Genomic DNA, 11,971 nt, shown 5'->3' with positions numbered 1-11,971 from the left:
CCCGGCTTTGTCAGGGCTGCTCCCACCCTCCCCGGCACCACCCGGATCAGGCTGCCCCCAGCTTCACCGCCTTGCTGCGACAAGACGAAGGCGAAGGTCTCCCACCTCCACTCGAATCAACAGCGCCTCACGGCGCAACACCACGTCATCAAGGACACCCCTGCCTGGGGCTGGAGCACGATCAGCCATCCCGACGGCTCAATCACGTTGACGACCCCCACCGGCCACCGCTACACGACCGTCCCTCCCGCCCGCGGCCCCATCAGCCAGCCAGTCCATTCCGGTCCCGCCATCAGAACGGCTTTCGAAGGACCGGGTGCAGGTCCCGGAGTCGGGCAATCCATCAATGGGGCCTCGAGCGAATCACCCGGCGGCAGCCAACCAGCGTCAGACGGCCGACCGCCGTTCTAGTTGCGGCAGCTGGAACAAGCTGGGAGCCGGCCGGTCTACGCGTGGCCGGGCGGCGCCAATTCGGCGGGACTGAGCTTCAAGAGCCGCAGGAGGCGCGTGTTTTCGCTCCGCAGTCCGGCGACCAGTGCTCGCAGTTCGCTGAGCTCCTGAGCAACCGGAGTTGTCGACCGCTCGTCGTGGCCGGGTGTATCCATCACCCGACTCAGCGTACGGCCGACGCGGGAACTTGCCCGAGCGGTCGAACCGGAGCCACTCGGACGCCGGCTCCTCCCGCATCCGAGGGTGCGGTGCCGAGCTCACGCTGAGGAGGTCGGCCGATTTGGCCGTACTCAACTCTGATGTAAGAATGGCTGTTGCCGAAGACCGCTGGTCGTCACTTTCGAGTGACTGAAGGTCCCACAGATGAGTGGGCGGCCCGCGTAGGTGACTTGGATAGTGTGACAGCAGTTTGTGTTCACGCCCTTGCGCCTGCGCAGGGGCGTTTTCTTATGGAACGGAACCGGCCCGGGGTCGAGGCATGAAGCCGAAAGAAGGAGACCCCCATGGCGAGGCCGGACAAGGCAGCCGCTGTCGCAGAGCTGACGGACGAGTTCCGCAGCTCGAACGGCGCCGTGCTGACCGAGTACCGCGGACTCACCGTGGCGCAGCTGCGGCAACTGCGTACTGCGCTCGGTGACGACGTGAACTACGCCGTGGTGAAGAACACGCTGACCAAGATCGCGGCCAAGGACGCGGGTGTCGAGTCGTTCGACTCGCTGCTCGAGGGTCCGTCGGCCATCGCCTTCATCAAGGGCGACCCGGTGGTCGCGGCCAAGAGCCTGCGTGACTTCGCCAAGGCGAACCCCCTGCTCGTCATCAAGGCCGGAGTGCTGGAAGGCAAGGCACTCGGCACTGACGAGATCAACAAACTCGCTGACCTGGAGTCGCGTGAGGTTCTCCTCGCGAAGCTCGCAGGTGCGATGAAGGCGGCTCCGCAGCAAGCGGTGTCGCTGTTCGCTGCTCCGCTGTCGCAGGCCGCGCGCCTGTTCGCGGCGCTGCAGGACAAGCTGCCGGCCGCGGACGCCACAGCCGTGGCGGACGAGGCGCCGGCCGTGCAGGACACGGTCGAGGCACCTGCCGAGGCGAGCACCGAGGAGACCGCCCCGGCCGAGAGCTGAGGCAGACCTCATCCGCAACAAACCCATCAGTGATCACCAAGCATCACCCTTTAAGGAAGGACCGCCACCATGGCGAAGCTCAGCACCGAAGAGCTCCTCGGCCAGTTCAAGGAACTGACCCTGCTGGAGCTGTCGGAGTTCGTTAAGGCGTTCGAGGAGGAGTTCGGCGTCACCGCCGCCGCCCCGGTCGCCGTGGCCGCCGCCCCGGGCGCCCCGGCCGCCGCTGCCGAAGAGGCCGCGGAGCAGGACGAGTTCGACGTCGTTCTCGAGGCCGCCGGCGAGAAGAAGATCCAGGTCATCAAGGAGGTGCGCGGTCTCACCAGCCTTGGTCTGAAGGAGGCCAAGGACCTGGTCGAGTCGGCCCCGAAGGCGATTCTGGAGAAGGTCGACAAGGCTGCCGCGGAGAAGGCCAAGGAGGCCCTCGAGGGCGCCGGCGCCACCGTCACCCTGAAGTGACCACGGGTTGCGTCCGGACCCGGGCTCGCTAGAGCCCAATGCAAGAAGGACGTAACGAATGTGTGGAGAAGGGCGGTCCCCCGTGGGGGGCCGCCCTTCTGACATTCCGGCTCGCTAGGATCACTTGCAGCCGTGTGCCATCAGCACAGCGTGACGAGGATGACCGGAGCGTGACCGCCCGATCACGATTGCTGGACACGCGGGGGTTACGCAAGACCGTACTCGTGCGTAACCTAGGCCACTGCCCCGTCGTTGGGACGGCAGAACGTCGTCGGTCGGGGGCCGTACAGATGCCGTGATGCAGACCGATTCAGGAGGGCCAGGTGGGCGTCGAAGTCCGCGTCGAGGGTCTCACCAAGTCCTTCGGTAGCCAGCTGATCTGGGGCGACGTGTCCCTGACTCTGCCGGCCGGTGAGATCTGCGTGATGCTCGGCCCGTCCGGCACCGGCAAGTCCGTCTTCCTCAAGACGCTGATCGGTCTGCTCAAGCCCGACAAGGGCCACGTGTTCATCGAGGGCACCGACATCGCCACCTGCTCCGAGCGCGAGCTCTACGAGATCCGGCGGCTGTTCGGCGTGCTGTTCCAGGACGGCGCGATGTTCGGCTCGATGAACCTGTACGACAACGTCGCCTTCCCCCTCCGCGAGCACACCAAGAAGTCCGAGTCCGAGATCCGCTCCATCGTGATGGAGAAGATGGAGATGGTCGGCCTGGTCGGCGCGGAGCGGAAGCTGCCGGGCGAGATCTCCGGCGGGATGCGCAAGCGGGCCGGGCTGGCCCGGGCGCTGGTGCTCGACCCCGAGATCTTGCTCGTCGACGAACCCGACTCCGGTCTGGACCCCGTGCGTACGTCGTTCCTGAACCAGGTGATGATCGATCTCAACGAGGCCTTCGGACCGACGTTCCTGATCGTCACCCACGACGTGAACACCGCGCGGACGGTGCCGGACAACATCGGCATGCTCTACCACAAGCACCTGGCGATGTTCGGCCCGCGCGAGATGCTGCTGTCCAGCGAGGAGCCCGTGGTCCGGCAGTTCCTCAACGCGCAGATGATCGGCCCGATCGGCATGTCGGAGGAGAAGGACGCCGACGAGCTCGCCGCCGAGGCCGGCCAGGAGCTGCCCCCGCTGCCGCCGATCCCGATCCAGCAGCTGCCCAGCAGCGGCATGCTCCGGCCGACGCAGCGCCCGCCCGGCGAATGGTGCCGGGAGAACGGCGTGACCCCGCCGCCGGGCTCCTTCGCCACCGCGACGGTGGGGGCCACGTGACCGTTTCTGCGACCGCCCCGCTGAAGCACGCAGGCAACCTGTTCTCCTTCGCTCTCGACACTGCCCGGGCCTCGGTCCGGCGCCCGTTCCAGGTGCGCGAGTTTCTGCAGCAGGCCTGGTTCGTTGCCAGCGTGACGATCATCCCGACCGCGCTGGTCGCCATCCCGTTCGGCGCGGTGATCGCGCTGCAGGTCGGCGGCCTGATCAAGCAGTTCGGCGCGCAGGCGTTCACCGGCTCGGCCGCCGTTCTGGCCGTGGTCCGGGAGGCGTCGCCGATCGCGACCGCGCTGCTGATCGCCGGCGCCGGCGGCTCCGCGATCTGCGCCGACCTGGGTTCGCGCAAGATCCGCGAGGAGCTCGACGCGATGATGGTGCTCGGCATCGACCCGATCCAGCGGCTGGTGGTGCCGCGGGTGCTGGCCACGATGCTGGTCGCCTTCTTCCTGAACGGTTTCGTCAGCGTGGTCGGCGTGATGGGCGGCTACGTCTTCAACGTCGTCCTGCAGGACGGCACACCGGGCAGCTACATCGCCTCGTTCACCGCGCTCGCCCACCTGCCCGACCTGTGGCAAGGCCAGGCGAAGGCGCTGGTGTTCGGCTTCATCGCCGCGGTGGTCGCGTCGTACAAGGGTGTCAATGCGGGCGGCGGCCCGAAGGGGGTCGGCGACGCGGTGAACCAGTCCGTCGTGATCACCTTCATGCTGCTGTTCGTCGCGAACTTCTCGATGACGGCGATCTACTTCCAGCTCGTCCCGCCGAAGGGGGCCTGACGTGTCGGCCCTGATGGACACCCTGGTCAAGAAGCCGCTCAACTCCCTCGATCGGCTGGGTGAGCAGCTCGCCTTCTACATCAAGGCGCTGGCCTGGTCCGGCAAGTCGATCACTCGGTACCGCAAGGAGATCCTCCGGCTGCTGGCCGAGGTGACGCTGGGCACCGGCGCGCTCGCGGTGATCGGTGGCACCGTCGGCGTGATCACGTTCCTGGCCTTCTTCACCGGCACCGAGGTCGGCCTGCAGGGCTACTCGGCGCTGAACCAGATCGGTACGTCGGCCTTCGCCGGATTCGTCAGCGCGTACATCAACACCCGCGAGATCGGCCCGCTGATCGCCGGGATCGCGCTCGCCGCGACGGTCGGCTGCGGGTTCACCGCGCAGCTCGGCGCGATGCGGATCAGCGAGGAGATCGACGCCCTCGAGGTGATGGCGATCCCGTCGCTGCCGTTCCTGGTCACCACGCGGATCATCGCCGGGCTGGTCGCGGTCATCCCGCTGTACGTCGTCGGCCTGCTGGCGTCGTACTTCGCGACGAGACTCACCGTGACCACGTTCTACGGACAGAGCACGGGCACGTACGACCATTATTTCCATCTGTTCCTGCCACCCGGCGACGTGCTCTGGTCGTTCGGGAAGGTGCTCGTCTTCTCCGTCCTGGTGATCCTGGTGCACTGCTACCACGGCTACCACGCGACCGGCGGCCCGGCCGGAGTCGGCGTCGCAGTCGGTCGCGCCGTACGGACGTCCATTGTCGTGATCAACGTCGTCGACCTGCTGCTCTCGATGGCGATCTGGGGTACGACGACCACTGTCAGGCTGGCCGGGTGACGCGATGAGGAAAGTGATCTCGCACAAGATCCTGGGTGTCGCCTTCATCGGCGTACTGTGCTTCCTGCTCTGGCTGACGTACGCCTTCTACGCCAAGGTCTTCACCGAGACCGTGAACGTCGAGCTCGAGACCAGCCACATCGGCCTGCAGCTGAACGAGCACGCCGACGTGAAGCTGCGCGGCATCATCGTCGGCGAGGTCACCGGGGTCTCCACCGACGGCGACGAGGCGACCGTCAACCTGGCGCTCAAACCCGACCAGGTGGCCGAGATCTCCAGCGCGGTCAGCGCCCGGATCCTGCCGAAGACCCTGTTCGGCGAGAAGTACGTCGCCCTGGTGCCGCCGACCGGCGCGGAGGGACGGCACATCAAGGCCGGCGACGTCATCGCGCGGGACAAGACCGCGGTCGGCATCGAGATCGAGAAGGTGCTGAACGACGCGCTCCCGCTGTTGCAGGCGGTCGATCCGGCCGACCTGAACGCCACCCTGAACACGCTGGCCACCGCACTGGAGGGCCGCGGCGCCGAGATCGCCGGCACGCTGACCCAGCTCGACGGCTATCTGAAGAAGCTGAACCCGAGCGTCCCGAAGCTGATGGACGCGCTGACCAAGCTCACCCAGGTCGCCCAGCTGTACGGCGACGCGACGCCGGATCTCGTCCGTGCGCTGCGCAACCTGACCATCACCGGCAACACGGTGGTGGAGAAACAGGTGCAGCTGCAGACGTTCTTCGTCGACGTGCAGAAGCTGTCCACGAGCGGGAACACGTTCCTGAAGGAGAACGAGGACCGGGTGATCCGGCTCGGCGAGGTGAGCCGGCCGGTGCTGGATCTGCTGGAGCGGTACTCACCTGAGATGCCGTGCTTCCTCAAGGTGATGACGGACACCACGCCGATCCTGAACGACACGTTCCGGAACGGCCGGCTGAACATCAACCTCGAGCTGATCACCAACCAGCCGACGCCGTACGAACCGAACGAGTTGCCGGCCTACAAGGACCACCGCGGGCCGACCTGTGTCGGAAAGAACTACAGTCACCCGGGGTCGAAGCCCGGTCCGTACACGCAGGAGAACCCGGGGCCGTACGTCACCGGTGACGACGGCGTGATCGGGGATCACAACAAGAGCCAGCGCTTCCCGCTGAACCTGCAGCTGAACCGCGCGATGCCCGGCTTCGGCCTGGACACCCAGGGCGTCGGTACGCCGGCCGAGCAGAAGGTCGTCGATTCGATCGTCGCGCCGGAGATGGGTATCCCCGCCACCGACGTCCCCGATCTGACCACCTTGCTGGTCGGGCCCCTCCTTCGCGGCGGGCAGGTGAACCTGAAATGAAGCTCCTGGACAAGAAGACCTCGCTCGACACCGTGCGGCTGGCGATCTTCGTGGTCGTCACCACGGTCGCGACCGCGCTGCTGGCGGTGACGATCGGCAACATCACCTTCAACGCGACCACGAAGTACCGGGCCGTGTTCACCGACGCGGTCGGGCTGAACAAGGGCGACGACATCCGGATCGCCGGTGTGAAGGTCGGCCAGGTCGACAAGATCGCGCTCTACCACGACACCTTGGCGATGGTGACGTTCAGCGTCGACTCCGACCAGATCCTCGACGCCTCCACCCACGCCACGCTGCGCTACCGGAACCTGGTCGGCAACCGCTACATCGCGCTGACCGACGGCGTGGGCGGCGGCGAGCGGCTGAAGAAGAACGGCATCATCCCGAAGGAGCGGACCGCGCCGGCGCTGGACCTGTCGGTGCTGTTCAACGGGTTCAAGCCGTTGTTCACCGCGCTCACCCCGGCGGACGTGAACCAGTTCGCCTTCGAGGTGATCAAGGTGCTGCAGGGCGAGGGCGGCACGATCGAGTCGCTGCTGGCCAAGACGGCGTCGCTGACCACCACGCTGGCCGACGCGGACCAGGTGATCGGCGACCTGATCACCAACCTGACCGCGACCCTGCAGATCGTCTCCCAGCGGCAGCAGAACTTCTCCCAGCTGCTGGTGAACCTGCAGCAGTTCATCACCGGGCTGAGCCAGGACATCAACCCGATCCTGAACTCGCTCGGCTCGATCAACTCGCTGAACACCAAGACGGCCGGCCTGCTGCAGCAGACCCGGGTGCCGATCAAGGCGGACCTGGACCGGCTCCGCACGGTCGCGACCACGCTCGATGACACGCAGGCGATCTGGGTGAAGACGTTGCAGTACATGCCGGAGAAGCTGAACACGATGAGCCGGACCGCGTCGTACGGCTCCTGGTTCAACTTCTACCTGTGCAACTTCGACGGCAACGTCACCCTGCCCACCGGCACTCGCATCCCGGTCGCCTACGACAACAACTCGGCGAGGTGCAAGAAACCGTGAAGCCTTTCCGCGAGCAGAACCAGGTGACCGTGGGCGTGATCGGCCTGACGGTGATCGGGCTGATCATGCTGGCCGCGTTCAAGGCGCAGGACCTGCCGCTGATCGGCGGCGGGACGAAGTACTCCGCGCAGTTCTCCGAGGCCGGCGGGCTCAAGCCGAACGACGAGATCCGGGTGGCCGGCGTACGCATCGGGCAGGTGCGGAAGGTCGAGCTCGAGGGCACCCACGTCCGGGTCGACTTCGTGGTGGACAAGGGCGTGAAGCTCGGCGATCAGACCGGCGCCGAGATGAAGATCAAGACCCTGCTCGGCCAGAAGTACCTGAAGCTGAACCCGGCCGGCTCCGGTCAGCTCAAGGCCGGCTCCGAGATCCCGCTGGCCCGGACGGTTTCGGCGTACGACGTCGTGGACGCCTTCACCGATCTCGCCAACACGACCGAGCGGATCGACACGGCGCAGCTGGCCAAGGCGCTGGACACGCTGTCGGCGACGTTCAAGAACACCCCGGAAGAGGTGCAGGCGTCGCTGACCGGCCTGTCCCGCCTGTCCCGGAACGTGGCCAAACGCGACGAGCAGCTCAAGCTCCTGCTGCAGCACTCGAACGTGGTCACCAAGGTCCTTGCCGACCGCAACCAACAGCTGATCAAGCTGATGAAGGACGGCAACTCCGTCTTCCAAGCCGTGCAGGCCCGGCGGGCGCTGATCCACCAGTTGCTGGTGTCGACCCAGAAGCTGTCCGCGCAGATCACCGCGCTGGTTCGGGAGAACCGCAAGGACCTCAGCCCGACGCTGACGAAGGTGAACGCCGTCCTCGCGGTCCTGCTGAAGAACCAGAACGATCTGGACGCCAGCATCAAGGGGCTGGCGCCGTTCGTCCGGCTGTTCACCAACACGCTCGGTACCGGCCCGTGGTTCGACGTCTACCTGCAGAACCTGGCGCCCGTCCCGGAGATCCCGCTGCCGAAGGCAGGGATACCCGGGCTGCCCGCGATCCTGGGAGGTGGCGGCTGATGCGGCTCGCCTCCGTATCCCGGTTGATCGCGGTCGCGGTGGTCCTGGTGATCCTCGCGGTCAGCGTGGTGACGCTGTGGCCGAAGCCCGCGCGGGTGACGGCGACGGCGTACTTCCCGCGTGCGGTGTCGGTGTACCCGGGCTCCGACGTCCGGATCCTCGGTATCAAGGTCGGCGAGGTGGAGAGCGTCACCCCGGCCGGCCGGAGCGTGCGGGTGAAGTTCTGGTGGGAGTCCAAGCACAAGGTGCCGGCCAACGCCAAGGCGGTGATCGCGTCCCCGTCGATCGTCGCCGACCGGTACATCCAGCTCACCCCGGCGTACTCCAAGGGTGACGTGATGGCCGACGGCGCCGAGATCCCGCTGACGCGAACCGCCGTACCGCTCGAGCTGGACCAGATCTACCAGAGCCTGAACGACCTGTCGGTCGCCCTCGGCCCGAAGGGCGCCAACGACCAGGGCGCGCTGTCCCGGCTGCTGGACGTCTCGGCGAGGAACCTGAACGGCCAGGGCCAGAAGCTGAACCAGACGATCACGGACGTGTCGAAGCTGACCGGCACGCTGGCGGGCAACTCGCAGAGCCTGTTCAGCACGATCCGGCAGTTGCAGACGTTCGTGTCCGCACTGGCCGCCAACGATGCACTGGTCCGCCAGTTCAACAACAACTTCGCCGCCACCTCGTCCACGCTGGCTGGTGAGCGCAAGGACCTTTCGTCGGCGCTGTCGCTGCTGGCGACCGCGCTCGGCGAGGTCGCGACGTTCGTCAAGGACAACCGGACGCTGGTGAAGACCACGGTCTCCAGCGCCACCGCGCTGTCGCAGATCCTGGTCAACGAGAAGGCCGCGCTGACCGAGGTGCTCGACACGGCCCCGCTCGGCCTGGGCAACCTGGCCCGCATCTACAACCCGCAGTACGGGACGCTGGATCAGCGGATCAACGCGGCCCAGCTGGACGACCCGGCGACGTTCATCTGCTCACTCCTGCTGCAGGTGAACCAGCCGATCTCGACCTGCTCGGCGCTGAAGCCGGTGCTCGACGCCCTGCCGAAGCTGCCGCTGCTGAGCCAGCTGACCGGCAGCGCCCCGGCCAGCGGCGGCCCGGCCGGTACGCCGTGGGCCCCGCTCCCGAAGGCGCCGCTGAACAGCCCCGACCCGGTCGACCCAACCCTCGGGGGGCTGGTCCGATGAGGCGCCGTACGACGATCGTGGCCGCGGCCGTGGCGTTCGCGACGCTGCTGACCGGGTGTGATTTCAGCGTGTACTCGTTGCCGTTGCCCGGTGGCGCGAAGATCAAGGGGCCGTCGTACACGGTGACGGTCGAGTTCGCCGACGTGCTGGACCTGGTGCCGAAGTCGTCGGTGAAGGTGGACGACGTCACCGTCGGCACGGTCGAGAAGGTCTGGCTGGACGGGTACGTCGCGAAGGTCCGGATCAAGCTGCCGAAGAGCCTCGACCTGCCGGACAACGCGCACGCGACGATCCGCCAGACCAGCCTGCTCGGCGAGAAGTTCGTGTCGCTGTCCCGGCCGACCGGATCGGAGGAGCCGCGCGGCAAGCTGGACAACGGCGAGGTCATCCCGTTGTCCCGGACCACCAGCAACGTCGAGGTCGAGGAAGTCCTGTCCGCGCTCTCGCTGCTGCTGAACGGCGGCGGCGTGGCCCAGTTGCAGATCATCACTCAGGAGCTGAACAAGGCCCTGACCGGCAACGAGCCGGCCATCCGCAGCGTGCTGACCCAGCTGAACACCTTCGTCGGCACCCTGGACCAGAACAAGCAGCAGATCATCACCGCGATCACCGCGGTCGACGCGCTGGCCAAGAAGCTGAACGCGCAGAAGGCCACCCTGGCGACCGCGATCGACTCGCTGCCGAAGTCGATCGCCACCCTGGACAAGCAGCGCGCGGCCCTGGTCAAGACACTGCAGGCGCTGGCGACCCTGGGCAACACCGCGACGAGGGTGATCACATCCGCGCAGAAGGACCTGGTCGCGAACCTGCAGTCGCTGTACCCGATCCTGACCAAGCTGGCCGAGGCGGGGGAGGACCTGCCGAAGTCGCTCGAGTTGCTGTTCACCTACCCGTTCCCGGATGGGGCCGCCAAGGCGGTCGGCGGTGACTTCACCAACCTGGGCATCACCCTCGACGTGAACACCCAGAAGGCGCTGAAGGGCATCCTCGGGCTGAACCTGCCGACCGTCGGTCCGACGGCGCTGCCGACCAACCGGCTCAGCGTCCCGCTGCACAACCCGACCGGCGGCGGCTTGCCGACGTTGCCGGTGCCGACCGGTACGGCGACGACCTGCATCACGCTGCTCGGGTTGCCGGTCTGTTCGCCGAAGCTCAACCGGTCCGGGTTCGATCCCGACCTGGCCAGGGCGCTGATGCCGGGGGTGGCCAAGTGATCACCAGAGCGGTCCGGATCCAGTTGATGGTGTTCCTCCTGATCACCGTCGTCGGAGTCGCCTTCGTGGGCGCGAAGTACGCCCAGGTGGACAAGCTGTTCTTCGACGAGGACTACACGGTCAGCGCCAGCTTCGCCGAGTCCGGCGGCATCTTCACCGGCGCCGAGGTGACGTACCGCGGCCAGCCGGTCGGTCGGGTCGGTCAGCTCAAGCTGCTGTCCGACGGTGTCGAGGTGAACCTCGACATCGACAAGAAGCAGAAGATCCCGAACGACCTGCTCGCGGTGGTCGCGAACCGGTCCGCGATCGGCGAGCAGTACGTCGACCTGCAGCCGCGGCGCGACACCGGTCCGTACCTGCAGAACAACTCGAAGATCGCCCGCCAGGACACCGCGATCCCGATCGACACGACAGAACTGCTGCTGAACCTCGACCAACTGGTCAATTCGGTCGACAAGGAGAGCCTGCGCACCACGGTCCGCGAGCTCGGGACCGCGCTGAAGGGCAAGGGCACCGACCTGCAGAAGATCATCGACAGCTCCGGCAAGCTGATCGACGACGCGGACGCGAACGTGCTGCAGACGATCAAGCTGATCAACGACGGCGACACCGTGCTCGCCACCCAGGTGGCCAGCGGCGACGCGATCAAGACCTGGGCGAAGAACCTCGCGCTGCTGTCCGACACCCTGGTCAGCTCGGACGCGAACCTGCGCCAGGTGATCGACCAGGGCTCGGCCGCCTCGTCGCAGGTCACCGGCCTGATCGAGGACAACCGTGCGGACATCGCAGTGCTGCTCGGTAACCTGCTGACGGTGAACGAGATAACCGCGGTCCGGCTGGACGCCGTCGAACAGCTGCTGGTGGTGTACCCGGCGGCGGTGATGGGCGGGTACATCGTGCCCGCGAAGGACCCCGGGACCGGGCACTACGACGCGCACTTCGGCCTGGTGCTCGGGCTCACCCCGCCCGCCTGCCGGCCCGGGTACGGCGGGACCGACAAGCGGGTCCCGCAGGACACGTCGATCACCAAGGCCAACACGAAGGCGAGCTGCACCGCGAACTCGTCGACCGGCGTCAACGTCCGCGGCGCGCAGAACAAGCCGAGCCCGTCGTCCCGCGAGCTGAACCGGACCGGATACGGCATCGGGTACGACCCGGCCACCGGCGACGCCGGCGGGTCCGGCGGGATGCCGGAGATCGTCCTCGGCTCCACCGGCGGCCAGGCCGACCTGCTCGGCAGCGACTCCTGGAAAGCCCTGATTCTCGGACCGGTGACCGGCAAGTGACTTCCAAGCGTGG

Annotated in this window: 12 protein-coding genes; 11 read left to right on the top strand and 1 reads right to left on the bottom strand. The window is 67.0% G+C overall.

What is annotated here, in order from left to right; translation table 11 throughout:
* Window positions 1-446: 446 nt before the first annotated feature.
* Window positions 447-608 (bottom strand): hypothetical protein, encoded by a 162-nt coding sequence (locus OG555_RS07985; protein WP_329482165.1) that lies wholly within the window; start codon window positions 606-608, stop codon window positions 447-449.
* A gap of 345 nt (window positions 609-953) precedes the next feature.
* Between OG555_RS07985 and rplJ the strand changes: the two genes are divergently transcribed.
* The 11 genes from rplJ (at window position 954) to OG555_RS07930 (ending at window position 11,958) form a co-directional block, all read left to right on the top strand.
* Complete coding sequence (gene rplJ, locus OG555_RS07980) at window positions 954-1,568, top strand: 50S ribosomal protein L10 (protein WP_328526095.1); 615 nt, start codon at window positions 954-956, stop codon at window positions 1,566-1,568.
* A gap of 69 nt (window positions 1,569-1,637) precedes the next feature.
* Window positions 1,638-2,024: a 50S ribosomal protein L7/L12 gene (gene rplL, locus OG555_RS07975; protein ID WP_328526096.1), complete on the top strand. Its 387-nt coding sequence runs from the start codon at window positions 1,638-1,640 to the stop codon at window positions 2,022-2,024.
* 323 nt (window positions 2,025-2,347) lie between these two features.
* Window positions 2,348-3,295, top strand: a complete 948-nt coding sequence (locus OG555_RS07970; RefSeq protein ID WP_329482164.1) for an ABC transporter ATP-binding protein — start codon at window positions 2,348-2,350, stop codon at window positions 3,293-3,295.
* Window positions 3,292-4,065 (top strand): MlaE family ABC transporter permease, encoded by a 774-nt coding sequence (locus OG555_RS07965; protein WP_329482163.1) that lies wholly within the window; start codon window positions 3,292-3,294, stop codon window positions 4,063-4,065. Before OG555_RS07970 ends, OG555_RS07965 begins: the two co-directional genes overlap by 4 nt.
* Before the next feature lie 13 nt (window positions 4,066-4,078).
* The gene (locus tag OG555_RS07960; RefSeq protein ID WP_329484784.1) at window positions 4,079-4,897 is read left to right on the top strand and encodes an MlaE family ABC transporter permease; all 819 of its coding nucleotides are present in this window, start codon (window positions 4,079-4,081) and stop codon (window positions 4,895-4,897) included.
* A 4-nt stretch (window positions 4,898-4,901) separates the two neighbouring features.
* On the top strand, window positions 4,902-6,230 hold the full coding sequence (locus OG555_RS07955; protein WP_329482162.1) for an MCE family protein: 1,329 nt from the start codon (window positions 4,902-4,904) through the stop codon (window positions 6,228-6,230).
* On the top strand, window positions 6,227-7,261 hold the full coding sequence (locus tag OG555_RS07950) for an MlaD family protein (RefSeq protein ID WP_329482161.1): 1,035 nt from the start codon (window positions 6,227-6,229) through the stop codon (window positions 7,259-7,261). Before OG555_RS07955 ends, OG555_RS07950 begins: the two co-directional genes overlap by 4 nt.
* Window positions 7,258-8,271 carry an MCE family protein gene (locus OG555_RS07945; RefSeq protein WP_329482160.1) on the top strand — a complete coding sequence of 338 codons (1,014 nt, stop codon included), beginning with the start codon at window positions 7,258-7,260 and terminating at the stop codon, window positions 8,269-8,271. Before OG555_RS07950 ends, OG555_RS07945 begins: the two co-directional genes overlap by 4 nt.
* Window positions 8,271-9,458 (top strand): MCE family protein, encoded by a 1,188-nt coding sequence (locus tag OG555_RS07940; RefSeq protein WP_329482159.1) that lies wholly within the window; start codon window positions 8,271-8,273, stop codon window positions 9,456-9,458. Before OG555_RS07945 ends, OG555_RS07940 begins: the two co-directional genes overlap by 1 nt.
* Entirely contained in the window at window positions 9,455-10,672 is a 1,218-nt protein-coding gene (locus OG555_RS07935; protein ID WP_329482158.1) for an MCE family protein, read from the top strand. The genes OG555_RS07940 and OG555_RS07935 overlap by 4 nt, the downstream gene beginning before the upstream one ends.
* Window positions 10,669-11,958 carry an MlaD family protein gene (locus OG555_RS07930; RefSeq protein WP_329482157.1) on the top strand — a complete coding sequence of 430 codons (1,290 nt, stop codon included), beginning with the start codon at window positions 10,669-10,671 and terminating at the stop codon, window positions 11,956-11,958. The genes OG555_RS07935 and OG555_RS07930 overlap by 4 nt, the downstream gene beginning before the upstream one ends.
* The last annotated feature ends 13 nt before the right edge of the window (window positions 11,959-11,971 follow it).

It is taken from the genome of Kribbella sp. NBC_01484, assembly GCF_036227145.1.
Lineage (GTDB): Bacteria > Actinomycetota > Actinomycetes > Propionibacteriales > Kribbellaceae > Kribbella.
The sequence above is the reverse complement of the archived record's forward strand: the minus strand, read 5'-3'. Positions and strand labels throughout refer to the sequence as shown.

What these genes read in the sequence shown, in the direction of transcription:
- OG555_RS07960 (WP_329484784.1), top strand. Translation starts at nt 4,079, where the DNA reads ATGGACACCCTGGTCAAGAAGCCGCTCAACTCCCTCGATCGGCTGGGT.
- OG555_RS07935 (WP_329482158.1), top strand. Translation starts at nt 9,455, where the DNA reads ATGAGGCGCCGTACGACGATCGTGGCCGCGGCCGTGGCGTTCGCGACG.
- rplL (WP_328526096.1), top strand. Translation starts at nt 1,638, where the DNA reads ATGGCGAAGCTCAGCACCGAAGAGCTCCTCGGCCAGTTCAAGGAACTG.
- OG555_RS07955 (WP_329482162.1), top strand. Translation starts at nt 4,902, where the DNA reads ATGAGGAAAGTGATCTCGCACAAGATCCTGGGTGTCGCCTTCATCGGC.
- OG555_RS07950 (WP_329482161.1), top strand. Translation starts at nt 6,227, where the DNA reads ATGAAGCTCCTGGACAAGAAGACCTCGCTCGACACCGTGCGGCTGGCG.
- OG555_RS07940 (WP_329482159.1), top strand. Translation starts at nt 8,271, where the DNA reads ATGCGGCTCGCCTCCGTATCCCGGTTGATCGCGGTCGCGGTGGTCCTG.
- rplJ (WP_328526095.1), top strand. Translation starts at nt 954, where the DNA reads ATGGCGAGGCCGGACAAGGCAGCCGCTGTCGCAGAGCTGACGGACGAG.